Source organism: Streptomyces sp. NPDC029138 (assembly GCF_055564375.1).
On sequence record NZ_JBVHWM010000001.1, the window covers coordinates 439,885 to 463,358 of the forward strand.

The following is a 23,474-nucleotide window of genomic DNA, read 5'->3' on the forward strand; positions in this document are numbered from 1 at the left end:
AGCCGACCACGGCATGGAAGGGAGCTTGCAGCATCGCGCGCCGCTCGGGGCCACGCACCGCGCACGGCCGCCGGCAGTACCGCGCCCGCTGCGAGCCGTCGGCCGAACAGCAAGCCGCTCGTGGCTGCTCGCAGCACCACGCCATACCGGGTCACCGGCAGCACGGCGCCCCACCGGCAGCCGGGCGCCGCACCGCCGCCACTCAGAGCCACGCCGCAGTACCGCCCGCCTCAAAGCTGCCCGCGACACCGCTCCCGCCCAGAGCCGAGCCCAGGGCCCCGCTCAAAGCCGAGCCGAGCGCCCCGCCCAGAGTCGAGCGCACCGCCCCGCCCAAAGCCGGCCGCAGCACCGCGCCCGCTCGAAGCCGGCCGCCGTACCCCCGGTCAATGCCGGAGCCCAGCGCCCGCTCAAAGCCGAGCCGAGCGCCCCGCCCAGAGTCGAGCCCGGCGCCCCCTCAAAGCCGGCCGCCGTACCGGCGACGCTCAATGCCGGAGCCCAGCGCCCCGCCCAGAGCCGAGCCGAGCGCCCCGCTCAGAGCCGAGTCCAGCGCCCGGCGCAAAGCCGCCCGCAGCACCGCGCCCGCTCGAAGCCGGCCGCCGTACCCCCGGTCAATGCCGGAGCCCAGCGCCCGCCCAAAGTGAGCCCAGCGCCCCGCCCAGAATCGAGTCGAGCGCCCCGCCGAGAGTCGAGCGCACCGTCCCGCCCAAAGCCGGCCGCAGCACCGCGCTCACTCGAAGCCGGCCGCCGTACCGTCCCCGCTCAGCCGGAGCCCAGCGCCCCGCTCAAAGCCGGCCGCCGTACCGCCCCCGCTCAAAGCCAGCCGCCGTGCTGCCCCGCTCAAAGCTCAGCGCAGCGCCCCGCTCGGTACGAGCGCGGTGTTTTCTCAGATCCTGCCCAGTACCCGTGCCAGCAGTTCGCCCATGCGGGCTGCCGAGTCGCGGCCGGCCTGGAGGACCTCCTCGTGGTTGAGGGGTTCGCCGGTCATGCCCGCGGCCAGGTTGGTGACCAGGGAGATGCCGAGCACCTCGGCGCCGGCCTCGCGGGCGGCGATGGCCTCCAGGACCGTGGACATGCCGACCAGGTCCGCGCCGATGACGCGGGCCATGCGGATCTCGGCCGGGGTCTCGTAGTGCGGGCCGGGGAACTGGGCGTAGACGCCCTCCTCCAGCGTGGGGTCGATCTCCTTGCACAGGGCGCGCAGGCGCGGCGAGTACAGGTCCGTCAGGTCGACGAAGTTGGCGCCGACGATCGGGGACGTCGCCGTCAGGTTGATGTGGTCGCTGATCAGCACCGGCTGGCCGGGGCGCATGCCCTCACGCAGACCGCCGCAGCCGTTGGTCAGCACGATCGTCTTGCAGCCCGCCGCGACGGCCGTACGGACGCCGTGCGCGACGGCGGCCACCCCGCGGCCCTCGTAGTAGTGGGTACGGCCCAGGAAGACCAGGGCCCGCTTGTCACCGAAGGAGTACGAGCGGATCTTGCCCCCGTGGCCCTCGACGGCCGGCGGCGGGAAGCCGGGCAGCTCGGTGACCTGGAACTCGGCGTCGGGCGCGCCCAGGGCGTCGACGGCCGGAGCCCAGCCGGAGCCCATCACGAGGGCGACGTCGTGGGTCTCGGCGCCCGTGAGGGCGCGCAGGCGCGCGGCGGCGGCGTCGGCGGCGGCGTAGGGGTCGCCCTGGATGTCGTCCGGAAGAAGAGATGCGTTCACGCCGACGAGGGTAACCGGTCTTCGCCTACGCGCGTAGATGACAGAGCCCACGGGTTTGCCTTCGTTGTCTTGTCGTTTTCGACGAACGGGCGGAAAAACAGGAGCAAAAACCGTGGCGCGCGGCTCAGCAGGGGCGCTTGCGGAGTTCCATCACATAGTCGTGCGGAGCCCCCGCCGACTCGGCCGCGTCGGCGATCTCGCCCAGATAGCGCGCCGACGGCAGCCCGCCCTCGTACGCGTTGAGGACGTACGCCCAGGCCGGTTCCTCACCGTCCAGGGTGTGCACGCGCACGCGTACCCGGCGGTAGATGTCGAGGCCCACGCCCTCCCACCGGTCGAGCGACTCCTCGTCCATGGGTGCGATGTCGTACAGGCCGACGAAGACCTCGGCCAGCGGGTCCTCGACGATCGTCGCCAGCGCGCCCTCCCAGCCCAGCTGCTCGCCGCCGAAGGTCAGCCGCCAGCCGTTCAGCCAGCCGGTGGCGCGCAGCGGGGAGTGCGGGGCGCGGCGGGACATCAGGCGCGCGTCGAGGTTGCCGGCGTACGCGGCATAGAGCGACATGGAGAGAGGGTACGGCAGGCGCACCGCGGGCCCCGGGCGTCCCGCGAGTGACCCGGTGGCGCCCCCGGGCAGTAGCACCTTGAAGCGTGCGGGACAATGGAGTACGTGACTCGGATCGTGATCATCGGTGGCGGACCCGGCGGATACGAAGCGGCGCTGGTGGCCGCTCAGCTCGGCGCGGAGGTGACCGTCGTCGACTGCGACGGTCTGGGCGGAGCGTCGGTGCTGACCGACTGCGTGCCGTCGAAGACCCTTATCGCTACGGCCGAGGTGATGACCACCTTCGACTCCTCGTACGAGGAGCTGGGGATCATCGTCGCCGACGACACCCCGCCGCTGGAGCAGGCGGCCCGGGTGGTCGGCGTGGACCTCGGCAAGGTCAACCGCCGGGTGAAGCGGCTGGCCCTCGCGCAGTCCCACGACATCACCGCCTCCGTCACCCGCGCCGGCGCCCGGGTCATGCGCGGGCGCGGCCGGCTGGACGGCATGCAGGCCCTGGACGGGTCCCGGAAGGTCGTCGTCACCGCCGCCGACGGCACCGAGGAGACCCTCACCGCCGACGCTGTCCTCATCGCCACCGGCGGTCACCCGCGCGAGCTGCCCGACGCCCGGCCCGACGGCGAGCGCATCCTCAACTGGACCCAGGTCTACGACCTCACCGAGCTGCCGGAAGAGCTGATCGTGGTCGGGTCGGGTGTGACCGGTGCCGAGTTCGCCGGCGCCTACCAGGCCCTGGGGTCGAAGGTCACGCTGGTCTCGTCCCGCGACCGCGTGCTGCCCGGCGAGGACCCGGACGCCGCCGTCGTGCTGGAGGACGTCTTCCGGCGCCGCGGCATGAACGTCATGGCCCGCTCCCGCGCGCAGTCCGCCAAGCGCGTCGGCGACCGGGTCGAGGTGACGCTGGCCGACGGCCGGGTCATCACCGGCACGCACTGTCTGATGGCCGTCGGCGCCATCCCGAACAGCGCGGGCCTCGGCCTGGAGGAGGCCGGCGTCAAGCTGCGCGAGTCGGGTCACATCTGGACCGACAAGGTGTCCCGGACGACCGCTCCCGGTGTCTACGCGGCCGGTGACGTGACCGGCGTCTTCGCCCTCGCGTCCGTCGCCGCCATGCAGGGACGTATCGCCATGTACCACTTCCTCGGCGACGCGGTGGCCCCGCTGAACCTGAAGACGGTGTCGTCCAACGTCTTCACGGACCCCGAGATCGCCACCGTCGGCTACACCCAGGCCGACGTCGACGCGGGCAAGATCGACGCGAGGGTCGTCAAGCTCCCGCTCCTGCGCAACCCGCGCGCCAAGATGCAGGGCATCCGGGACGGTTTCGTGAAGATCTTCTGCCGGCCGGGCACCGGGATCGTCGTCGGCGGCGTGGTGGTGGCGCCCCGCGCCTCGGAACTGATCCACCCCATCTCGATCGCCGTCGACAACAATCTGACGGTCGAACAGATCGCGAACGCGTTCACGGTGTACCCCTCCCTTTCGGGGTCGATCGCGGAGGTCGCCCGGCAGCTGCACACCCGCAAGGCGAGCGCGGAGGCCTGACGGCCCCGGCCGACTTCTCCCTGGTCAGGGGGTGTTGTGGCGTGTGCGGTCGGCATAGTCGGGACGGGCGGGGCCTATATCACTTCCCGCGCCACCATGCGAACAACTTCTGTTATTCAGCGCAAACTGCTGAAAGCAGACGGTCGCTGGGGTTACTGTCAGTTTCGTGTTCGCTGCTGAACGTCGCCAATTGATCCTTGAAATGGTGCGAGCGAACGGTGCCGTGTCGCTCCGTGAGCTCGCCCGCGTCGTCCAGACCTCCGAAGTGACCGTACGGCGGGACGTGCGGGCACTGGAGGCAGAAGGACTCCTCGACCGCCGGCACGGCGGTGCGGTACTGCCGGGCGGGTTCACGCGAGAGTCCGGCTTTCCGCAGAAATCCCATCTCGCGACCGCCGAGAAGACGGCCATCGCCGACCTCGCGGCGGGCCTCGTCGAAGAAGGCGAGGCGATCGTGGTCGGGGCCGGTACGACCACGCAGGAGCTGGCCCGCCGGCTCGCGCGCGTGCCGGGCCTGACGGTCGTCACCAACTCCCTCCTGGTGGCCCAGGCGCTGGCCCACGCCAACCGGGTGGAGGTCGTGATGACCGGAGGCACCCTGCGCGGCTCCAACTACGCCCTCGTCGGCTCCGGCGCCGAGCAGTCCCTCCAGGGGCTGCGGGTCTCCAAGGCCTTCCTCTCCGGAAGCGGTCTGACGGCCGAGCGCGGCCTGTCCACGTCCAACATGCTCTCGGCGTCCGTCGACCGGGCCCTCGTCCAGGCCGCCGCGGAGGTCGTGGTCCTCGCCGACCACACCAAGCTCGGCACCGACACGATGTTCCAGACCGTGCCGACGGACCTCATCACCCGGCTGGTCACCGACGAGCCGCCCGCCCACGACGACCGCGCCGCCACGGAGTTGCAGGCCCTGGCCGACCAGGGCGTGCAGATCGCCGTCGCGGGGGCGAGCGGGAACCCGGGGGGTGACCAGGTCCCGGCGGGCCGCCGCGCTCCCCTGCCGGGACCGCGCCGGGGCCACGTACCGGGCTCGTCCGCCCTGCGCTCCACCGCGGGCCTGGCCGACCCGACAGGCACCGACCGGGGGCGCGTCGCCGACCTGCGCCGCCGCTAGGGCTCCGTTTGGATCATGCCGGGCTCGCCTGATCCCAACGAAAGACCCTGGTGCCGACGGAGCCCCAGAAGCCCTAACACGGCCCAGCGGCCCGTGCACTGTCAGCGGTGCCGTGCCGCACGGGGTGCGTGCGTGGCGCTGACGGACGGCAGGCGCTGCGACGCGAAGGCGATCGTGGGGGCCGCACAGGGGAGTCTCCCCGGCAGGCGGCCCCTGGCAGCCGGTCATGGGTCCGGCCTCCCACCCACCCGACGGTGAATCGTTCCGTCGGTCACCCGCCTCCCAGGAGACGGGCCACTGGCTCACCCACCCGGACGCATGCGGGCGGGTAGGCCCTGCCCCTTCCCGAGCGGGACGACGGCTTCCCGAGCGGGGCGACGGCGGGAAAACGCCACGCCCGGCGGACCGGGGCGGCCGGTTCGCCGGGCGTGGGGTGATGCCGGGGGCGGGGTCAGTCCTTGATCTCGCAGATCGCCGCGCCCGACGTGATGGACGCGCCGACCTCGGCGGTCAGGCCCTTGATGGTGCCCGCCTTGTGGGCGTTCAGGGGCTGTTCCATCTTCATGGCCTCCAGGACGACGACCAGGTCGCCCTCCTTCACCTCCTGGCCCTCCTCGACGGCGATCTTCACGATCGTGCCCTGCATCGGCGAGGCGAGGGTGTCGCCCGAGGCGACCGGGCCGGACTTCTTCGCCGCGCGGCGCTTCGGCTTGGCGCCGGCCGCGAGGCCCGTACGGGCCAGGCTCATGCCCAGCGACGAGGGCAGCGAGACCTCCAGGCGCTTGCCGCCGACCTCGACGACGACCGTCTCGCGGCCCAGCTCCTCCTCCGCCTCCGCGTCGGCGGGCGCGGCGAACGGCTTGATCTCGTTGACGAACTCGGTCTCGATCCACCGGGTGTGGACCGTGAAGGGCTCCGTGGAGCCGGTCAGCTCGGGAGCGAACGCCGGGTCCCTGACGACCGCGCGGTGGAACGGGATCGCGGTGGCCATGCCCTCGACCTGGAACTCGTCCAGCGCGCGGGCGGCCCGCTCCAGGGCCTCCTTGCGGGTACGGCCGGTCACGATCAGCTTGGCGAGCAGCGAGTCCCAGGCCGGGCCGATGACCGAGCCGGACTCCACGCCCGCGTCCAGGCGGACGCCGGGGCCGGACGGCGCGTCGAACCGGGTGACCGTACCGGGGGCCGGGAGGAAGTTGCGGCCCGGGTCCTCGCCGTTGATACGGAACTCGAACGAGTGACCGCGCAGCACCGGGTCGCCGTACCCCAGCTCCTCGCCGTCGGCGATGCGGAACATCTCGCGGACCAGGTCGATGCCGGCGACCTCCTCGGTCACCGGGTGCTCGACCTGGAGGCGGGTGTTGACCTCCAGGAAGGAGATCGTGCCGTCCTGGCCGACCAGGAACTCACAGGTGCCGGCACCCTCGTAGCCGGCCTCCTTCAGGATGGCCTTGGACGCGCGGTACAGCTCGGCGACCTGCTCCTCGGACAGGAACGGCGCCGGGGCCTCCTCCACCAGCTTCTGGTGGCGGCGCTGGAGGGAGCAGTCACGGGTGGAGACCACGACCACGTTGCCGTGCTTGTCGGCCAGGCACTGGGTCTCCACGTGGCGCGGGCGGTCCAGGTAGCGCTCGACGAAGCACTCGCCGCGGCCGAAGGCGGCGACCGCCTCGCGCACCGCGGAGTCGTACAGCTCGGGGACCTCTTCGAGGGTGCGGGCCACCTTCAGGCCCCGGCCACCGCCACCGAAGGCGGCCTTGATGGCGATCGGCAGGCCGTGCTCGCGGGCGAAGGCCACGACCTCCTCGGCGCCGCTCACCGGATCGGGCGTACCGGCGACCAGCGGCGCGCCGGCGCGCTGGGCGATGTGCCGGGCGGCGACCTTGTCACCCAGATCGCGGATCGCCTGCGGCGGCGGGCCGATCCAGATCAGGCCGGCGTCCAGGACGGCCTGCGCGAACTCGGCGTTCTCCGAGAGGAAGCCGTACCCCGGATGGACGGCGTCCGCGCCGGACTCCCGCGCCGCGTTCAGGATCTTGTCGATGACCAGGTAACTGGTGGCCGGGGTGTCACCGCCCAGGGCGAACGCCTCATCCGCGGCGCGGACATGCAGAGCGTCCCGGTCCGGGTCGGCGTAGACGGCCACGCTCGCGATCCCGGCGTCCCGGCAGGCCCGGGCCACGCGGACAGCGATTTCGCCACGGTTGGCGATGAGCACCTTGCGCACGATTGAGGCTCCCTCCTTGAAACAAGCCGAGTTTAGGGACTGCCGACACGGCACTTCGACCCGTCCCCAGTGGTGAGCTTGCCCACACGGAGCGTGATACGAGGCTCGCTCGACCCGCGAAAGCCCATGTCGCACCTCGGTACGCAGGACTCCTTCGGAAAACCCTAGCCCTGCTATGTGGCCAAGGTCTCTGTGAGGGCGTGCTGCGGCCCACTCGGATTCTTTGTCGAGTCCCTACGAATGGCCCAATGATTCTTTGCTGCCGCCCGAACCCTTGTCCCTGGGTTTACCCGTTAGTAGCGTTCGCGCTGTCTTGAACGTACCTGGGGTAACAGGCTGCTGGTGTGAGAGTGGGTGGGACCGGTGGTGCGCAGACCGGTGGCAGGGGTCGTGGCGGTCGTCCTCCTGGCGGAGGCCGTCTTCATCGCCGCGCTGAACTGGTTCCTCGGAGTGGTCGTCGACCGGCAGGACATGTCCCTGGCCGGCCTCGACCCGGACGTCATGTCGATGTCCTCGAAGATCGGCGGAGTCGTCTTCGGCCTCTACTTCGCGCTGTGCGCGCTGGTGGCCGCGCTGGTCGCGATACGTGACCGGGCCCCGGCCGGCCTCGGCCGCGTCCTGCTGATCAGCGCGGCCGTGGTGCACGGCCTGCTCGGCGCGTTCGCCTGGGGCCTGGTCGGCTGGACGGCGTTCCTGTTCATGGTGGTCGTACTCGGGCTGATCGTGCTGCTCCTGATGACGTACGACCGTGCGGGCGGCCCGGAGAGCGCGGCACCCGGCGGCACGCCGGGCGAGGGCGCCGGTCCCGCCGCGCGGGCGGAACCGGGCGCGGCGCCCGCCGGCGCGGGCGCGCCGGTGAGCCGTACGGACGAGCCCCAGGACGGGGACGACGAGCCGCAGGACTCCGTCCCCGCCCAGATCACCTCTACGGTGCCCACAGCTCCGTGATGCCCACGCCCAGTTCGGCGAGGAGCTTGCGGACCAGGGGCAGGCTGATGCCGATCACATTGCCGTGGTCGCCGTCGATGCCCTCGATGAACGGGGCCGAACGGCCGTCCAGGGTGAACGCGCCGGCGACGTGCAGCGGCTCCCCGGAGGCCACGTAGGCGGCGATCTCCTCGTCGCTGGGCTCACCGAACCGGACGACGGTGGAGGCGGTCGCCGACACGTACCGCTTCGCCTCCGTGTCCCACACACAGTGCCCCGTCTGGAGCACTCCGGCCCGCCCGCGCATGGCCTTCCAGCGGGCGGTGGCCTCCTCGGCGTCGGCCGGCTTGCCGAGCGCCTGCCCGTCCAGCTCCAGCACCGAGTCGCAGCCGATCACCAGGGCGCCCTGCACCCCCGGCTTCGCCGCGACGACGCTCGCCTTGGCCTCGGCCAGGGCGAGCGCCAGCTCCGCCGGGGTGGGCGCGGTGACGGCGTCCTCGTCGACGCCGCTCACGATCACCTCGGGGGCGAGGCCGGCCTGCCGGAGCAGGCCCAGCCGGGCGGGGGACTGGGAGGCGAGCACGAGTCGCCTGCGGCGTTTGGCAGTCATGCGGCCAGGTTAGTCAGGGAGCGCTGCGCGGCTCACCTCAGGCCACTGACGATCATGAACAGCACCATGGCCAGGGCCACGAGAAGACCGAGCCGCCGAAGCATGTCCTGCGCGTCGCGCAGGTCCTTCGGCGGCTCGTTCTCCGGGTCTGACCACAGCATTCCACCAGCGTGGGGCTTCGGCCGGGGAGGGCGCCTGAGTAGGGGTACTCAAGTTCGCGCCCGGTCTGGTTCCTGGAATGCCTCAGCTCGGCCAGTACGTGCGGGTCCAGGACGTCGGGCCCGGAGCCGGGACTCGGGCCGCCGCGATCCTCGACGGGTCGGACCACGCGTCCCTCGGGGCCTCCGCGCCGGACGGCGTCGCCGCTGCCGCCGCGGCGCGGGCGCGGACCACCGCCAGGGCGGCGGCCAGCTCCTCCGGGGTCGGGTTGCCTCGTACGACCTTGATGTTCATGACCGCTCCCAGGGTCCGCGGGCCTAGAGGGGGATGTTGCCGTGCTTCTTCGGAGGCAGGGATTCCCGCTTGGTGCGCAGCTGACGCAGCCCGCGGACGATGTGCGCGCGGGTGTCGGACGGCATGATCACCGCGTCGACGTAGCCCCGCTCGGCCGCGACGTAGGGGTTGAGGAGGGCGTCCTCGTACTCCTGGATCAGCCGGGCGCGCACCACCGCCGCTTCTTCGGGGTTCTCCCCGCTCGCCTCGGCCTCGGCGATCGTGCGGCGGTGCAGGATGTTGACCGCGCCCTGGGCGCCCATGACGGCGATCTGGGCGGTGGGCCAGGCCAGGTTGAGGTCGGCGCCCAGGTGCTTGGAGCCCATGACGTCGTAGGCGCCGCCGAAGGCCTTGCGGGTGATGACGGTGATCAGCGGGACCGTGGCCTCGGCGTAGGCGTAGATCAGCTTGGCGCCGCGCCGGATGATGCCGTCGTGCTCCTGGTCGACGCCCGGCAGGAAGCCCGGCACGTCCACGAAGGTCAGGACGGGGATGTTGAAGGCGTCGCAGGTCCGCACGAAACGGGCGGCCTTCTCGCTCGCCGTGATGTCGAGGCAGCCGGCGAACTGCATCGGCTGGTTGGCGACGACACCGACCGGGTGGCCCTCGACCCGCCCGAACCCGGTGAGGATGTTCGGCGCGAACAGGGCCTGCGTCTCGAAGAACTCGGCGTCGTCCAGGACGTGTTCGATCACCGTGTGCATGTCGTACGGCTGGTTGGCGCTGTCCGGTACGACGGTGTCCAGCTCGCGGTCCTCGTCGCTGAGGGAGAGGTCCGCCTCCTCCGGGAAGACCGGGGGCTCGGAGAGGTTGTTGGACGGCAGGTACGACAGCAGCTGCTTGACGTACTCGATGGCGTCCTTCTCGTCCCCGGCCATGTGGTGGGCCACACCGGAGGCGGTGTTGTGGGTGCGGGCGCCGCCCAGCTCCTCGAAGCCGACGTCCTCGCCGGTGACGGTCTTGATGACGTCAGGGCCGGTGATGAACATGTGCGAGGTCTGGTCGACCATGACCGTGAAGTCGGTGATGGCCGGGGAGTAGACCGCGCCGCCCGCGCAGGGGCCGACGACGAGCGAGATCTGCGGGATGACACCGCTGGCGTGGGTGTTGCGCCGGAAGATCTCCCCGTACGCCCCCAGGGAGGCGACACCTTCCTGGATGCGGGCGCCGCCGGAGTCGTTGATCCCGATGACCGGGCAGCCGGTCTTCAGGGCGAAGTCCATGACCTTGACGATCTTCTGGCCGTAGACCTCGCCGAGGGCGCCGCCGAAGACGGTGAAGTCCTGCGAGAAGACCGCGACCGGGCGGCCGTCGACCGTGCCGTAGCCGGTGACGACGCCGTCCCCGTACGGGCGGTTCCTCTCCAGCCCGAAGTTGGTCGACCGGTGCCGGGCGAACTCGTCCAGCTCGACGAACGACCCCTCGTCGAGCAGCAGCTCGATCCGCTCACGGGCCGTCAGCTTGCCCTTGGCGTGCTGCTTCTCGACGGCGCGCTCCGAGCCGGCGTGCGTCGCCTCGTGGATGCGGCGCTGGAGATCCGCGAGCTTCCCCGCGGTCGTGTGGATGTCGATCTCTTGGATCTCGTGACGCTCTTCCGGCTCGGACATCGGGATGCGGCTCCCTGCCTGCTCAAAAGGGGGGACGGTTACTCATCCGTAGCGTAGTGCTGGGCCTACGGATCAGCAGTGCGTCGTTTACCACACCTAGGGTGGCTTGCATGACGCCGCAGAATCCATCAGACGAGAGCCGCTGGTCCGACCTGGACCGTCCGCCCCTGAACGCCGCGGCGCTGCGGCGCGGACTGATCCGGGAGGGAAGCCTGTACTGCGACATCGAGGTGGTGCAGCGGACCGGCTCCACCAACTCCGACCTGGCCGCGCGGGCCGCCGCCGGGGACGCCGACGAGGGGGCGGTCCTGGTGGCGGAGGAGCAGACGGCGGGCCGGGGCCGGCTGGACCGCCGCTGGACGGCTCCGCCGCGGTCGGGCCTGTTCTTCTCCGTCCTGCTCAAGCCCGCCGAGGTGCCGGTGGCCCGCTGGGGGTGGCTGCCGCTGCTGACGGGCGTGGCGGTGGCGACCGGGCTGTCCCGGGCGGCGGGCGTCGACACGGCACTCAAGTGGCCGAACGACCTGCTGGTGACCGTGGGCGGGGAGGAACGCAAGGCCGGGGGCATCCTCGCCGAGCGGGCCGGCGACGACGGCGTCGTCATCGGCGTCGGCATCAACGTCACGCTCAGGGCGGACGAGCTGCCGGTCCCGCAGGCGGGCTCGCTCGCCCTCGCCGGGGCGCTGGGCACGGACCGGGACCCGCTGCTGCGGGCGGTGCTGCGGTCGCTGGAGGACTGGTACGGGCGCTGGCGGGCCGCGGGGGGTGATCCGTCGGCGTGCGGACTCCAGGAGACGTACACCGCGGGCTGCGCGACCCTCGGGCGAGTCGTGCGGGCGGAGCTGCCGGGCGACCGTTCGGTGGTGGGCGAAGCGGTGGCGCTGGACGGGGACGGGCGGTTGATCATCGCGACGGATGAGGGTGTCCAGGAGCCGGTGGGGGCGGGGGACATCGTCCACTTGCGGTTGGCCTGAGGCGCCCTCTGCTGGAGCCGGCCGGGGGTGGGGTCGCTTGCCCGCGCTGGCGGGGTGCCGCCTGCGCCCACCCGTGCCGCCCCAAGCGGCACGACTGCCCGCAGGCTGCGGCGGTGGGCAGCGCCCCGAAGGGGCGCGGGGAACTGCGCGAGCGGCCACGACGGACGCGTGGTCGGCTACGGCGGGTCCGCCCCCGGACCTGCGCCGATGCGGGGGTCTGGGGGCGCAGCCCCCGGTTGCCTCGGCATCGACGCCGGTCCAGGTACCCGGTGCCGGGAAGTGACCCGTCGGCCCAACCCAACGGAGTGAGCTGGCGCACACCTGCCGTAGAGTTGAGGCCGGTCGATACCTGACCGCGGCAGATCGGAAGGGCAGCAGGCGTGACCGTCGACGACACGGGCTCCGGCGCTGGCGGGGACGGCCGGGTGGACCCCCACGCCCCCGACACCGGCGACGACCCGCTGGCCCTGCGCCTCGAACAGCTCATCCTGGGCGCCGAGCGCCGCTACACCCCGTTCCAGGCCGCCCGCAGCGCCGGCGTCTCCATGGAGCTGGCGTCCCGGTTCTGGCGGGCGATGGGCTTCGCGGACATAGGCCAGGCCAAGGCCCTCACCGAGGCCGACGTGCTGGCCCTGCGCCGCCTCGCCGGCCTGGTGGAGGCGGGACTGCTGAGCGAGGCCATGGCGGTGCAGGTGGCCCGGTCCACCGGGCAGACCACCGCCCGGTTGGCGGAATGGCAGATCGACTCTTTCCTGGAGGGCCTGACCGAGCCCCCGGAGCCGGGGATGACCCGCACCGAGGTGACGTACCCGATCGTCGAGCTGCTCCTGCCCGAGCTGGAGGAGTTCCTCGTCTACGTCTGGCGGCGCCAGCTCGCCGCCTCGGCCGGCCGGGTCGTCCAGACCGCCGACGACGAGGAGATGGTCGACCGTCGGCTCGCCGTCGGCTTCGCCGACCTCGTCGGCTTCACCCGGCTCACCCGCCGCATGGAGGAGGAGGAGCTGGGCGAGCTGGTCGAGGCGTTCGAGACGACCGCCGCCGACCTGGTGGCGGCGCGCGGCGGCCGGCTCATCAAGACCCTCGGCGACGAGGTGCTGTACGCGGCGGACGACGCCGGTGTCGCCGCGGACATCGCGCTGCGGCTGGTGGAGACGCTGGCGAACGACGAGACGATGCCCGAGCTTCGGGTCGGCATGGCGTTCGGCACGGTGACCACCCGGATGGGCGATGTGTTCGGTACGACGGTGAACCTGGCCTCCCGGCTGACCTCCATAGCGCCGCGCGACGCCGTCCTCGTGGACAGCGCGTTCGCCGAGGAGCTGATCCGCAGCGGCGAGGCACCCGCCTCGGAGGCGGAGGCGGCGGAGGCCGCGGCGGCGGCCGAGAAGGAGGGCGAGGACCCGCCGACGTACCGCTTCGCGCTCCAGCCGATGTGGCAGCGCCCGGTGCGTGGGCTCGGCGTGGTCGAGCCGTGGCTGCTCACGCGCCGCGACGGGCAGTCGTAGCCGCCGGTCGCCGGCCGTCCCGGCCGCCGAGTACGTCCACGCACAGCCCGATCACCGGCACGCAGACCCCGCCCGGACGGGGCTCCGCCGGGCCGCGGCTCGGCGTGGGGGCCGTGGTCGGGGCGGAGGTCGCCGGGGCCGGGCGCGGGGCGGACGCCGTCGGCGCGGGCGGCCGGGGTGTACCGCCGGGCGTGCCCGGGGTGCCGCTCGGGAGAGCGGTCGGTACGGCGGTGTCGCCGGGCGGTGCCGTGACCGTGCCCGGACCCGGTGCCGTACGGACCGGGGACCCGGTGGGCGTCGGCGCGAGGCTCCTGCCGCCCATGGCGGAGGTCGCCGAGGGCAGTGCGGTGGGGGCGGCGGCGATGGTGGCCGCGGTGTCGGCGGAGCGGTCCGTGGGCCCGCCGCCCGGGCCGAGCCGGGGCTCGGCCTCCGCCGTGCCCGGCGCGCCGACTCCCGAGTCCGGGGCGGCCCGGACCAGGGTGAGCACGCCCGCGGCCAGCGCGAGACCGCCGGCGGCGAGCAGCACCTTGCGCGGGCGGGGCTTGCGGTGCCGGCCGCGCCGTACTCCCGGCGTACGCTCCGGCGCGCGTTCCCGCTCCGCGCCGGAGCGTGCAGGTATCGGTGTCATGGGTCCCGCACGCTATGCGCTTGTGTGGGCGGTGTGCGGGGAGAAGGCCGGGATGTCACTCGAACGGGTGTAGCCCCCCGGACTTCACGGGACGGGAGACGGCTGCGATGATCGGGCCGACGGTCAGTTAACCCGCGTTAACCGGAGGGTGTCATGAGCGAGGAGCGGTTCGGGGAGTTCGTGCTGGTGCGGCGGCACGGGCACGTCGCGGAGCTGGTGCTGGACCGGCCCAAGGCCATGAACGCGGTCTCCACGGAGATGGCCCGCTCCCTCACGGGCGCGTGCGCCGCGCTCGCCGCCGACCGGGACGCCCGGGTGGTCGTCCTGACCTCGTCGCACGAACGCGCGTTCTGCGTGGGGGCGGACCTGAAGGAGCGGAACTCCTTCACGGACGCCGACCTCGTACGGCAGCGGCCGGTGGCGCGGGGGGCGTACACCGGGGTGCTGGAGCTGCCGATGCCGACGATCGCGGCGGTGCACGGTTTCGCGCTGGGCGGCGGGTTCGAGCTGGCCCTGTCCTGCGACCTGATCGTGGCCGACCGTACGGCCGTGGTGGGGCTGCCGGAGGTGTCCGTGGGCGTGATCCCGGGCGGTGGCGGCACCCAGCTGCTGCCCCGGCGGATCGGCGCGGCGCGCGCGGCCGAGCTGATCTTCTCGGCGCGGCGGGTGGAGGCGGCGGAGGCGGCCGAGCTGGGGCTGGTGGACCGGCTGGTGGAGCCCGGCCGGGACCGCGAGGAGGCCCTGGCGCTCGCCGAGCGGATCGCCGGGAACTCGCCGGTGGGGCTGCGGGCGGCGAAGCGGGCGCTGCGGTTGGGGCACGGGCTGGACCTGCGGGCCGGGCTGGAGGTCGAGGACGCGGCCTGGCGCTCGGTGGCGTTCTCGGGTGACCGGGCGGAGGGAGTGGCGGCGTTCAACGAGAAGCGCGAGCCGCGGTGGCCGGGTGAGTAGGAGCACCCCGAAGGGGCGCGGGGAGCCGCCCGACCGGTCACAGCGCGCCCGCACCGGCAGCGGTCCCGAGCCGGTAGCCGAACATTCCACCTGATCGCCGCACCAACACCCCGAAACACCGTATTCCTCCCTAACCTGGAGTAATGGGTGAGGACAAGCGGCTAGCCGCAGTCGTGGCGCTGGCGCAGGGCATGGCGGCGGCGCACACCCCGCGGGAGTGCTGGCAGGCCGCCGCCCTCGGCGCCTGCCACGCGCTGGACGGCAGCTTCGCCGCGCTGTCGGTGTGGGAACGGGAACTGGGCCGGCTCCGCGTCCTCGTGAACGTGGGCGAGCGCGCCCCGGACGAGGAGGACTTCCCCGAGTCCGAGACCTACCCGGTCCACCAGTTCCCGGAGATCACCGAGTTCCTGCACGAGCGGTGGGCCGGCGGCGGTGGTCCCAACGCCTGGGTGGAGACGGCCGCGGGCACGGCGAAAGGCACCCCCGGCTACTTCCACCAGCGCGTCGCCGCCCTGCGCCGCCGCGGTCGCGGCTGCTGCGTCGTCGCCCCCGTCGTCCTGCACGGCCGGGCCTGGGGCGAGCTGTATGTGGCGCGGGCGGTCGGCGAGTCCCTCTTCGCGCGGGCCGACGCCGACTTCGCGACCGTCCTCGCCGCAGTCGTCGCCGCGGGCATCGCGCAGACCGAGCGGCTGGAGGAGGCACGCCGGCTCGCGTTCACCGACGCCCTCACCGGCCTCGCCAACCGCCGTGCCGTGGACGTACGCCTGGAGGAGGCCGTCGAGCGGCACCGGGCGGAGGGTGTGGTCGTGAGCCTGGTCGTCTGCGATCTCAACGGGCTCAAACGGGTCAACGACTCCCTCGGGCACGCCGTCGGCGACCGCCTCCTCGAACGCTTCGGCTCGGTGCTGTCGCTGTGCGGCGCGATGGTGCCGGGCGCGCTGGCCGCACGGCTCGGCGGGGACGAGTTCTGTCTGCTCGCGGTCGGGCCGCCGGCCGACGACGTGGTGAAGGCGGCCGACGAGCTGTGCCGGCGGGCCGGGGGACTGGAGCTGGGGGAGGGGGTCGCCTGCGGGGTCGCCTCGACCGAGGACGCGATCGGGGAGGTGCGGGACGCGCGCCGGCTGTTCCGGCTCGCGGACGCCGCTCAGTACCGGGCGAAGGCGCTGCGCCTGGACCGGCCGGTGGTGGCCGGGCGGGAGGGGCCGGACGATCCGGTCGTACGGCTGGCCGACGAGCCGCCGCCCTCGCGGGCCGAGCGGCGCCGGTTCCGCGGGCGCCGGCCGTGAGGCGAAGCCCACACCGCGCGGTAAGGGTCGCTCCCGGTCCCCACTAGTGACACCAGGGCATTCAATGCGTACGCTCCTGAATATGGATATGCACACTGTGGTGGTGGGGACCTCCGGGGTCACGGCGTCCGACGTTCTCGCCGTGGCGCGCGGCGGTGCCCGCATCGAGCTGTCGGCGGAGGCGGTGGCGGCCCTCGCGGCGGCCCGGGAGATCGTGGACGCGCTCGCGGCCAAGCCGGACCCGGTCTACGGCGTCTCCACCGGCTTCGGCGCCCTGGCGACCCGGCACATCAGCCAGGAACTGCGTGCCCAGCTCCAGCGCAACATCGTCCGCTCGCACGCCGCCGGGATGGGCCCGCGCGTGGAGCGTGAGGTCGTACGCGCCCTGATGTTCCTGCGCCTGAAGACCGTCTGCTCCGGGCACACCGGTGTGCGGCCCGAGGTCGCGCAGACCATGGCCGACGTCCTGAACGCCGGGATCACCCCGGTCGTGCACGAGTACGGCTCCCTCGGCTGCTCCGGCGACCTGGCCCCGCTGTCCCACTGCGCCCTCACCCTCATGGGAGAAGGGGACGCGGAGGGTCCCGACGGCTCCGTCCGGCCCGCCGGTGAGCTGCTCGCCGAGCACGGGATCGCCCCCGTCGAGCTGCGCGAGAAGGAGGGCCTCGCCCTCCTCAACGGCACCGACGGCATGCTCGGCATGCTGGTCATGGCCCTCGCCGACCTGGACACCCTGTACAAGTCCGCCGACGTCACCGCCGCCCTCACTCTGGAGGCGCTGCTCGGCACGGACAAGGTGCTGGCCCCCGAGCTGCACGCCATCCGCCCGCACCCCGGGCAGGGCGCCTCCGCGGCCAACATGCTCGCGGTGCTGAAGGGTTCGCAGCTCACCGGGCACCACCAGGACGACGCCCCGCGCGTCCAGGACGCCTACTCGGTGCGCTGCGCCCCGCAGGTCGCCGGCGCCGGCCGCGACACGATGGCGCACGCCCGCCTGGTCGCCGAGCGGGAGCTGGCCTCCGCCGTCGACAACCCCGTCGTCCTGCCCGACGGACGGGTGGAGTCGAACGGCAACTTCCACGGCGCTCCGGTGGCCTACGTCCTGGACTTCCTCGCCATCGCCGCCGCCGACCTCGGCTCCATCGCCGAGCGCCGCACCGACCGGCTGCTGGACAAGAACCGCAGCCACGGCCTGCCGCCGTTCCTCGCCGACGACGCCGGCGTGGACTCCGGCCTGATGATCGCCCAGTACACGCAGGCGGCCCTGGTCAGCGAGCTGAAGCGGCTCGCCGTACCGGCCTCCGCGGACTCCATCCCGTCCTCCGCCATGCAGGAGGACCACGTCTCCATGGGCTGGTCGGCCGCGCGCAAGCTGCGCACCGCCGTGGACAACCTCACCCGGGTCATCGCCATCGAGCTGTACGCGGCCACCCGCGCCATCGAGCTGCGCGAGGGCCTCACCCCGGCGCCCGCCTCCCAGGCGGTCATCGAGGCCGTACGGGCGGCGGGTGTGCAGGGCCCCGGTCCGGACCGGTTCCTCGCGCCCGACCTGGCCGCCGCCGACGCCTTCGTGCGCTGCGGTGACCTGGTGGCGGCCGTGGAGAAGGTCACCGGCCCGCTCCAGTGAACGCGCGGGGGCCCCGGCAGCTGCCGGGGCCCCCGAACACTACGGCGGAAACGTCACTTCAGCTTGGCGGCCTGCGCCTTCACGACCGGAGCGGAGACCGTGTAGGCCTTCTTGCTCATCATCGCCCCGATGTTGATCGTGGTGTACGTGGCGAGGGTGTTCCCGTGCCGCACGACCTCGGCGTGCAGCGGCAGGGAGCCGTCCTTGCCCGCGTCGTTGGTCGCGGTGAAGGCCACCGACGCGTCACCCGTGCCGGAGGACTTCTCCTCGGCGACCTTGGTGAACTTGCCCGGCTCGCCGTCCTGCTCGCCGGAGAAGCCGCCCGCGCAGGCCTTGACCGCGTCGGAGACCGACTTCAGGGCCTGCTCGGCGCCGTCGCCGTCGTACGAGGCCAGGGTGACCACGGTGACGTCCAGGTCCATGGACTCGTTGATCGCGTCCTCGAACTTGCCGTCGGCCAGGTCGTCCAGGGACGTGGCGTCGTCCGTGGGGTCCTTCTTGTCCTCCGTGGCCATACGGCTGGTGTTCGCCGCCGGGTCACCGGGCGCGATGCCGGTGAACGCCTGGAGCACCGGCCGGCACTTGGCGTCCTCCGACGTGACCTTGCTCCGGTCGGGGATGCCGCCCTCGACGGGGCCCACCTCGTACCCGGGCACCTCGCCCTTGGCGATGATCAGCTTCTTGAGTTCGGCGGCGCTCAGCGCCTTCGCGGCCGGCTTCGCCGCGTCCTTGCCCTTGGCATCCCCGGAGTCCTTCGACCCCCCGTCGGCACAGCCCGTGATGAGGGCGAGCGACAGCGCGCTCACAGCTGCGGTGGCGCACAGCCGCACGCCCGATGATCTCTTCATGAGCGAACTATGTGGGGGCTGTCAAACTCTCGTCAAGGACGATTAAAAGCCCAGGCGCTCCCGGCGTACCGAATACGTGACGAATCCGGCACCCACGGCGAGGAAGAGGCTGCCGCCGACGACGTACGGCGTGGTGTCGAAGCTTCCCGTGTCGGCCAGCTCGGTCTCCTCCGCCGCCGACCGGTCCGCGCCCTCGGCGGTCGCCACCGTCACCGCTCTGGCCTGCGTGACCTGCGTCGGCGCGGACGTCCGCGCCGTGTCTCGCGCCGGGGCGTCCTGCGAGGCGTTCGCGGACGGGACGAACCACAGGGCGCACAGCAGGGTGCCCGCGGCGGTGGCGGTCAGCAGCGGACGGCGAGCGGATGACACGGAATATCGATCCCCCTTGTGACGCTGGCGAATTGGCCGTGTGGGGCGATGTTAGTGAAAGGCGCGGGTCACAGGAAAGTCACGGGAGGTTTCGGCCGTACGCTCGCGCCATGAGCACAGAAGAGACATCACGTTTTGTGCGGCTTCGCGTGGAGCTGGTGCTGGAAGTACAGGACGACGACCAGGTGGCCAAGGCCGCGCTGCGCCGGATCGCCCAGGACCCGGAGCTGCCCGAGGGGGAGCGAACCCAGGCCGAGGCCGCTGTGACGGAAGACACCGCGGAGGCCCTGGCCTATCTCGTGGACCCGTTCGACCTGGTCAGCGAGGTGCCGGGAGTGGAACTCCAGCAGGCGTCCTGGTCCAGCGAACGGGTCGACTACGACCCCGACTCGCCCGAGTGGGACCTGGACGAGGATGATGGGGCGGACGACGAGGAAGAGGACGGCATCGGCTGAGCGTCGCGGGGCACCCATGACCCCGGACGGCAACCGCCGTCCGGGGTTTCGTCGTCCCAGGGAACGCACGGACCGACTCCCGCACACCAGCACCGCCGCGGACGCGACCGCGTTCCGCGGACGTGGGATGCCCCACAGGCTCATGGGCTGGGGAACGGGACGAACCGGCCGTAGCGTTGAAGGTTCTTGGCGGGGACTCTCGGGGTTATCGCGACTCGGCAACGATGGAGAAGTTTGTGATGACGGACAGTAAGCGGCGCAGGCGCCTGACGGCCGCGTCCGCTCTGCTCGGTGGTGTGCTGGTGCTGACGGCGTGTTCCGGCGGCGACGCCGACGCCTCCTCCGGCGGCAGTGACACCTCGCAGGCCAAGGTCGACGAGGCGGCGGCCAAGAAGTCGTCGGAGGCGCAGATCACGATCACGCCCAAGGACGGCTCCAACAACGCGTCGATCAACAACTCCGCGGCTGTCACGGTGCGCAAGGGCACGCTCACGGCCGTCACGATGACCGCCCAGGACGGCAAGACCGTCGCCGGCCAGCTGTCCGCCGACAAGAAGAGCTGGAAGCCCAGCGTCCAGCTGGAGCGCTCCACCACCTACAAGCTCGCCGCCGAGGCCAAGGACTCCGAGGGGCGCATAGCCCACGAGAACGCGTCCTTCACCACGGTCTCCCCGGCCAACAGCTTCATCGGCACCTTCACCCCGGACAACGGCGCCACGGTCGGCGTCGGCATGCCGGTGTCGATCAACTTCGACAAGGCGATCACCAACAAGGCGGCCGTGCAGAAGGGCATCACGGTCAGCTCCAGCAGCGGCCAGGAGGTCGCCTGCCACTGGTTCAACGCCAACCGCATGGACTGCCGCCCGGAGGAGTACTGGAAGGAAGGCTCCACCGTCACCCTGAAGCTCGCGCTCGACGGCGTCCAGGGCGCCGACGGCGTCTACGGCGTCCAGCAGAAGACGGTCACCTTCCACATCGGCCGCAACCAGGTCTCCTACGTCGACGCGCAGACCAAGCAGATGAAGATCACGCAGGACGGCAAGGTCGTCAAGACCATACCGATCTCCGCCGGTTCGCCCGACAACAAGACGTACGAGGGCAAGATGGTGATCTCCGAGAAGTTCAAGCAGACCCGGATGAACGGCGCGACGGTCGGCTTCACCGACGACGACGGCAAGGGCGAGTACGACATCAAGGACGTGCCGCACGCCATGCGCCTGACCACCTCCGGCACCTTCATCCACGGCAACTACTGGGGCGCGCCCTCGGTGTTCGGCAACGTGAACACCAGCCACGGCTGCGTCGGTCTCCAGGACAAGAAGGGTGCCAACGACCCGAGCACGCCGGCGTCCTGGTTCTACGACCACTCGCTGATCGGTGACGTCGTGGTCGTCCAGAACACCGGCGACAAGACGGTCGCGCCGGACAACGGCCTCAACGGCTGGAACATGGACTGGGCGCAGTGGAAGGCCGGCTCGGCCGTCTGACGTCCTCTCACCCGCTCGCCGGTGCCGCCTTCCTGGGCGGCACCGGTTTTTTCATGGCACTCACGGATGAGTTCCGAGGGCCGGTAGGAGCCTTCTCATGCTTCTCTTATGCGGGCCTTATGGTGCCATCACGGTCCGTCCCTAACTTGCGGGCCATGTTCTTCACCTACCTGAGGCGCGAACTGCGCCGCCGCAGAAAGGCGGCCCTCGTCGTCGCCTCCGGCCTGGCGCTGGGCATCGCGCTGGTCATCGTGGTCAACTCCGTGTCCAACGGCATGGGGAAGGCCCAGGACAAGGTCCTCCAGTCGCTGTACGGGCTGGGGACCGACATGACGGTGACCAAGGCGGCGTCGGCGTCCACCGGCGACGCCCAGCGCCCCCGCTTCCGGTTCGACGCGCAGAACAACGGCGACGACTCCACCCAGAGCAGCGACCGCGTCATGGTGCAGGGCTTCCAGACCCTGTCGGCCGCCACGGTGAGCAAGGTCGGCTCGCAGTCCGGCGTCTCCGACGCGGTGGGCGGGCTGAGCCTCCAGGTCCTCAAGGTGAGCGGCCAGTTCACACGCGGTCAGTTCCAGCAGAACGAGAGCGGCGGCGGCTTCCAGCGGGGCGGCGGGAACGGACAGCCGCAGGGCGAGGTGCAGGGCGGCGGCGCCGACTTCGACGTCAACAACTACTCCGTGTACGGCACCGACGTCACCAAGCCCGGCCTCGGCCCGCTGACCTCCTCGAAGATCACCAGCGGCCGTACGTTCAAGGCGACGGAGACGGACGCCAAGGTCGTCGTGGCGGACTCCGCCTACGCCAAGCAGAAGAAGTACAAGGTCGGCTCCACCGTCACCATCAAGGGCGTCGAGTTCACGGTGATCGGCATCGCCACCGCCGACAGCGGTGACGCGGCCGCCAACCTGTACATCCCGCTGGAGCAGGCGCAGACTCTCGGCGACGCGAAGAACAAGGTCACCACGATCTACGTCAAGGCGGCCGACTCGCAGAAGATCGACAGCGTCAAGTCGCAGATCCAGAAGAACGTCTCGGGTACGACGGTCACCACCTCCGCCGACCTCGCGGACACGGTCTCCGGCTCCCTGTCCACGGCCTCCTCCCTCGCCGCCAACGTCGGCAGGTGGCTGTCCCTCGCGGTGCTGGTGGCCGCGTTCCTGGTCGCCGGCCTGCTCACCTCCTCGGCGGTCTCCCGGCGGGTCCGCGAGTTCGGCACGCTGAAGGCGCTGGGCTGGCGGTCGGGCCGGGTCACCCGGCAGGTGGTCGGCGAAGCCATGGTCAACGGCCTGGTCGGCGGCGCCCTCGGCATCGCCCTCGGCCTGGCGGGCGCGTACGTCGTCACCGCCATCAGCCCCAGCCTCCAGGCGCAGTTGGGCGGCGGCACCGGCGGCGGCCTCGGCGGTGGCGGCGGCGCCGGCTTCCCGGGCGGCTCCGGCCGGCGGACGGCGAAGACCCTGGAGGTGGCCCTCACGGCCCCGGTCAGCGTGACGACGATCGTCCTGGCGGTGGGCCTCGCGGTGGCGGGCGGCCTGATCGCGGGCGCGTTCGGCGGTTGGCGGGCGTCCAGGCTGCGCCCTGCGGACGCGCTGAGGCGGGTGGAGTAGGCCGGCTTCCCGGCGGGGCCGGCCGGTCCGACCCAGGGGCGCGGGGAAGCGCGCGCCCAGCCCCCACGGACCGACGGCCAGAGCGAGCGCGCAACCACCCCGAAACAGATCCCGGAGCCCCCATGTACGAACTCGGAAACGTCACCAAGCGCTACACCCGGGGCAAGGACACCGTCCACGCCCTCGACGGAGTCGACCTCACCATCCCCGACGGGGACAGACTCGTCATCCAGGGCCCCACCGGCGGCGGAAAATCCACGCTCCTCCAGATGCTCGGCGGCCTCGACCGCCCCACCTCCGGCGAAGTCGTCCTGGACGGCGTCGATCTGGCCAGGCTGAGCGAGGCCCGGCTGACAAAGGTCCGCAGCGAGAGCATCGGCTTCGTCTTCCAGTCCTTCAACCTCATCCCGACCCTCACCGCCCAGGAGAACGTGGAAACCGCCCTCGTCCCCCTCGGCGTCAAGGTGAAGGAGCGCCGCGAACTCGCCGCGGAGGCACTGGAATCCGTCGGTCTGGGCGAGCGCCTCGGCCATCTCCCCGGCGAGATGTCCGGAGGACAGCAGCAGCGCGTCGCCATCGCCCGGGCCGTCGTGAAGAAACCCAAGGTGCTGCTGGCCGACGAGCCGACCGGCAACCTGGACGAGGGCATGCGGGACGAGATCATGGACGTGCTCGAACGCCTGTGGAAGGAGCACGGGCTGACCTTCATCATGGTCACCCACGACTCCTCGCTGGCCAGGAAGGCCCCGCGCGTGGCCACGTTGCGCAAGGGCAGGATCACCGTGAAGGAGAACGCGGGAACCTGACGGCGTATAACACCCCTGGACCGCGGCGCACTTCGCGGTTGTGTAACGGTGTTCCGGCCGCCGGGTAACAGTTTCCCGGCACGCTTTCCCACCGCCCTCTCATCTGTTGAGCCCACTGATCACCCCCCGGCATACTGCGTGATCCGGGGGG

22 protein-coding genes are annotated in these 23,474 nt (G+C 72.0%); 12 read left to right on the top strand and 10 right to left on the bottom strand.

Features of this window, described 5'->3' with window-relative positions:
- Positions 1–883: 883 nt before the first annotated feature.
- Positions 884–1,708: a purine-nucleoside phosphorylase gene (locus ACZ4WH_RS02050; protein WP_014674592.1), complete on the bottom strand. Its 825-nt coding sequence runs from the start codon at positions 1,706–1,708 to the stop codon at positions 884–886.
- Positions 1,709–1,832: 124 nt separating this feature from the next.
- The gene (locus ACZ4WH_RS02055) at positions 1,833–2,270 is read right to left on the bottom strand and encodes a gamma-glutamylcyclotransferase family protein (RefSeq protein ID WP_014674593.1); all 438 of its coding nucleotides are present in this window, start codon (positions 2,268–2,270) and stop codon (positions 1,833–1,835) included.
- A 96-nt stretch (positions 2,271–2,366) separates the two neighbouring features.
- Here ACZ4WH_RS02055 and ACZ4WH_RS02060 point away from each other — a divergent pair, with 96 nt between their 5' ends.
- A complete protein-coding gene (locus ACZ4WH_RS02060) occupies positions 2,367–3,815 on the top strand; it encodes an NAD(P)H-quinone dehydrogenase (RefSeq protein WP_468175437.1) in 1,449 nt (482 codons plus the stop codon).
- 166 nt (positions 3,816–3,981) lie between these two features.
- Positions 3,982–4,926 carry a DeoR/GlpR family DNA-binding transcription regulator gene (locus tag ACZ4WH_RS02065; protein WP_468175440.1) on the top strand — a complete coding sequence of 315 codons (945 nt, stop codon included), beginning with the start codon at positions 3,982–3,984 and terminating at the stop codon, positions 4,924–4,926.
- Positions 4,927–5,377: 451 nt separating this feature from the next.
- Here the strand turns inward: ACZ4WH_RS02065 and ACZ4WH_RS02070 are convergent, their stop codons facing one another.
- Positions 5,378–7,150: an acetyl/propionyl/methylcrotonyl-CoA carboxylase subunit alpha gene (locus ACZ4WH_RS02070; protein WP_468175443.1), complete on the bottom strand. Its 1,773-nt coding sequence runs from the start codon at positions 7,148–7,150 to the stop codon at positions 5,378–5,380.
- 378 nt (positions 7,151–7,528) lie between these two features.
- On the opposite strand from ACZ4WH_RS02070, the gene ACZ4WH_RS02075 reads away from it, so the two are divergent.
- A complete protein-coding gene (locus ACZ4WH_RS02075) occupies positions 7,529–8,098 on the top strand; it encodes a hypothetical protein (RefSeq protein ID WP_468175446.1) in 570 nt (189 codons plus the stop codon).
- Here the strand turns inward: ACZ4WH_RS02075 and ACZ4WH_RS02080 are convergent.
- The 4 genes from ACZ4WH_RS02080 to ACZ4WH_RS02095 all read right to left on the bottom strand — a co-directional run bounded on the left by ACZ4WH_RS02080 (position 8,076) and on the right by ACZ4WH_RS02095 (position 10,786).
- A complete protein-coding gene (locus tag ACZ4WH_RS02080; protein ID WP_468175449.1) occupies positions 8,076–8,687 on the bottom strand; it encodes a Maf family protein in 612 nt (203 codons plus the stop codon). The two genes, ACZ4WH_RS02075 and ACZ4WH_RS02080, sit on opposite strands and share 23 nt — an antisense overlap.
- Positions 8,688–8,719: 32 nt before the next feature.
- Positions 8,720–8,848 carry a morphogenic membrane protein MmpB gene (gene mmpB / locus ACZ4WH_RS02085; protein WP_398057620.1) on the bottom strand — a complete coding sequence of 43 codons (129 nt, stop codon included), beginning with the start codon at positions 8,846–8,848 and terminating at the stop codon, positions 8,720–8,722.
- Positions 8,849–8,930: 82 nt separating this feature from the next.
- Positions 8,931–9,140 carry an acyl-CoA carboxylase epsilon subunit gene (locus ACZ4WH_RS02090; RefSeq protein ID WP_468175452.1) on the bottom strand — a complete coding sequence of 70 codons (210 nt, stop codon included), beginning with the start codon at positions 9,138–9,140 and terminating at the stop codon, positions 8,931–8,933.
- Positions 9,141–9,163: 23 nt separating this feature from the next.
- Positions 9,164–10,786 (bottom strand): acyl-CoA carboxylase subunit beta, encoded by a 1,623-nt coding sequence (locus ACZ4WH_RS02095; protein ID WP_468175455.1) that lies wholly within the window; start codon positions 10,784–10,786, stop codon positions 9,164–9,166.
- A gap of 110 nt (positions 10,787–10,896) precedes the next feature.
- Here ACZ4WH_RS02095 and ACZ4WH_RS02100 point away from each other — a divergent pair, with 110 nt between their 5' ends.
- Both ACZ4WH_RS02100 and ACZ4WH_RS02105 read left to right on the top strand, forming a co-directional pair.
- Positions 10,897–11,757 (top strand): biotin--[acetyl-CoA-carboxylase] ligase, encoded by an 861-nt coding sequence (locus ACZ4WH_RS02100; RefSeq protein WP_468175458.1) that lies wholly within the window; start codon positions 10,897–10,899, stop codon positions 11,755–11,757.
- A gap of 380 nt (positions 11,758–12,137) precedes the next feature.
- On the top strand, positions 12,138–13,262 hold the full coding sequence (locus tag ACZ4WH_RS02105) for an adenylate/guanylate cyclase domain-containing protein (protein WP_468175461.1): 1,125 nt from the start codon (positions 12,138–12,140) through the stop codon (positions 13,260–13,262).
- On the opposite strand, the gene ACZ4WH_RS02110 is transcribed toward ACZ4WH_RS02105, so the two are convergent.
- A complete protein-coding gene (locus ACZ4WH_RS02110) occupies positions 13,237–13,890 on the bottom strand; it encodes a hypothetical protein (RefSeq protein WP_468175463.1) in 654 nt (217 codons plus the stop codon). The two genes, ACZ4WH_RS02105 and ACZ4WH_RS02110, sit on opposite strands and share 26 nt — an antisense overlap.
- Positions 13,891–14,043: 153 nt before the next feature.
- On the opposite strand from ACZ4WH_RS02110, the gene ACZ4WH_RS02115 reads away from it, so the two are divergent.
- The 3 genes from ACZ4WH_RS02115 (at position 14,044) to hutH (ending at position 17,751) form a co-directional block, all read left to right on the top strand.
- Positions 14,044–14,838, top strand: a complete 795-nt coding sequence (locus ACZ4WH_RS02115; RefSeq protein ID WP_468175466.1) for an enoyl-CoA hydratase/isomerase family protein — start codon at positions 14,044–14,046, stop codon at positions 14,836–14,838.
- Between the two features lie 143 nt (positions 14,839–14,981).
- Positions 14,982–16,124, top strand: a complete 1,143-nt coding sequence (locus ACZ4WH_RS02120; RefSeq protein ID WP_468175469.1) for a GGDEF domain-containing protein — start codon at positions 14,982–14,984, stop codon at positions 16,122–16,124.
- A gap of 88 nt (positions 16,125–16,212) precedes the next feature.
- Positions 16,213–17,751, top strand: a complete 1,539-nt coding sequence (gene hutH, locus ACZ4WH_RS02125; RefSeq protein WP_468175579.1) for a histidine ammonia-lyase — start codon at positions 16,213–16,215, stop codon at positions 17,749–17,751.
- Between the two features lie 53 nt (positions 17,752–17,804).
- Here the strand turns inward: hutH and ACZ4WH_RS02130 are convergent, their stop codons facing one another.
- Positions 17,805–18,599 carry a hypothetical protein gene (locus ACZ4WH_RS02130; protein WP_468175472.1) on the bottom strand — a complete coding sequence of 265 codons (795 nt, stop codon included), beginning with the start codon at positions 18,597–18,599 and terminating at the stop codon, positions 17,805–17,807.
- Between the two features lie 42 nt (positions 18,600–18,641).
- A complete protein-coding gene (locus ACZ4WH_RS02135; RefSeq protein WP_468175475.1) occupies positions 18,642–18,968 on the bottom strand; it encodes a hypothetical protein in 327 nt (108 codons plus the stop codon).
- Between the two features lie 110 nt (positions 18,969–19,078).
- On the opposite strand from ACZ4WH_RS02135, the gene ACZ4WH_RS02140 reads away from it, so the two are divergent.
- From ACZ4WH_RS02140 to ACZ4WH_RS02155, 4 genes are all read left to right on the top strand, one after another.
- Positions 19,079–19,423, top strand: a complete 345-nt coding sequence (locus ACZ4WH_RS02140; protein ID WP_468175478.1) for a hypothetical protein — start codon at positions 19,079–19,081, stop codon at positions 19,421–19,423.
- Positions 19,424–19,662: 239 nt separating this feature from the next.
- Positions 19,663–20,910 carry a L,D-transpeptidase gene (locus tag ACZ4WH_RS02145; RefSeq protein ID WP_468175481.1) on the top strand — a complete coding sequence of 416 codons (1,248 nt, stop codon included), beginning with the start codon at positions 19,663–19,665 and terminating at the stop codon, positions 20,908–20,910.
- A 155-nt stretch (positions 20,911–21,065) separates the two neighbouring features.
- On the top strand, positions 21,066–22,517 hold the full coding sequence (locus tag ACZ4WH_RS02150) for an ABC transporter permease (RefSeq protein WP_468175484.1): 1,452 nt from the start codon (positions 21,066–21,068) through the stop codon (positions 22,515–22,517).
- A gap of 122 nt (positions 22,518–22,639) precedes the next feature.
- Positions 22,640–23,323 carry an ABC transporter ATP-binding protein gene (locus ACZ4WH_RS02155; RefSeq protein ID WP_468175487.1) on the top strand — a complete coding sequence of 228 codons (684 nt, stop codon included), beginning with the start codon at positions 22,640–22,642 and terminating at the stop codon, positions 23,321–23,323.
- The last annotated feature ends 151 nt before the right edge of the window (positions 23,324–23,474 follow it).

Bases quoted from the DNA above. Each gene is read 5' to 3' on its own strand.
- ACZ4WH_RS02090 (WP_468175452.1), bottom strand. From the start codon at position 9,140: ATGAACATCAAGGTCGTACGAGGCAACCCGACCCCGGAGGAGCTGGCC.
- ACZ4WH_RS02145 (WP_468175481.1), top strand. From the start codon at position 19,663: ATGACGGACAGTAAGCGGCGCAGGCGCCTGACGGCCGCGTCCGCTCTG.
- ACZ4WH_RS02100 (WP_468175458.1), top strand. From the start codon at position 10,897: ATGACGCCGCAGAATCCATCAGACGAGAGCCGCTGGTCCGACCTGGAC.
- ACZ4WH_RS02110 (WP_468175463.1), bottom strand. From the start codon at position 13,890: ATGACACCGATACCTGCACGCTCCGGCGCGGAGCGGGAACGCGCGCCG.
- ACZ4WH_RS02140 (WP_468175478.1), top strand. From the start codon at position 19,079: ATGAGCACAGAAGAGACATCACGTTTTGTGCGGCTTCGCGTGGAGCTG.
- hutH (WP_468175579.1), top strand. From the start codon at position 16,213: ATGCACACTGTGGTGGTGGGGACCTCCGGGGTCACGGCGTCCGACGTT.
- ACZ4WH_RS02060 (WP_468175437.1), top strand. From the start codon at position 2,367: ATGGAGTACGTGACTCGGATCGTGATCATCGGTGGCGGACCCGGCGGA.
- ACZ4WH_RS02150 (WP_468175484.1), top strand. From the start codon at position 21,066: ATGTTCTTCACCTACCTGAGGCGCGAACTGCGCCGCCGCAGAAAGGCG.
- ACZ4WH_RS02130 (WP_468175472.1), bottom strand. From the start codon at position 18,599: ATGAAGAGATCATCGGGCGTGCGGCTGTGCGCCACCGCAGCTGTGAGC.
- ACZ4WH_RS02115 (WP_468175466.1), top strand. From the start codon at position 14,044: ATGAGCGAGGAGCGGTTCGGGGAGTTCGTGCTGGTGCGGCGGCACGGG.
- ACZ4WH_RS02080 (WP_468175449.1), bottom strand. From the start codon at position 8,687: ATGACTGCCAAACGCCGCAGGCGACTCGTGCTCGCCTCCCAGTCCCCC.
- ACZ4WH_RS02055 (WP_014674593.1), bottom strand. From the start codon at position 2,270: ATGTCGCTCTATGCCGCGTACGCCGGCAACCTCGACGCGCGCCTGATG.
- ACZ4WH_RS02120 (WP_468175469.1), top strand. From the start codon at position 14,982: ATGGGTGAGGACAAGCGGCTAGCCGCAGTCGTGGCGCTGGCGCAGGGC.
- ACZ4WH_RS02155 (WP_468175487.1), top strand. From the start codon at position 22,640: ATGTACGAACTCGGAAACGTCACCAAGCGCTACACCCGGGGCAAGGAC.
- mmpB (WP_398057620.1), bottom strand. From the start codon at position 8,848: ATGCTGTGGTCAGACCCGGAGAACGAGCCGCCGAAGGACCTGCGCGAC.
- ACZ4WH_RS02095 (WP_468175455.1), bottom strand. From the start codon at position 10,786: ATGTCCGAGCCGGAAGAGCGTCACGAGATCCAAGAGATCGACATCCAC.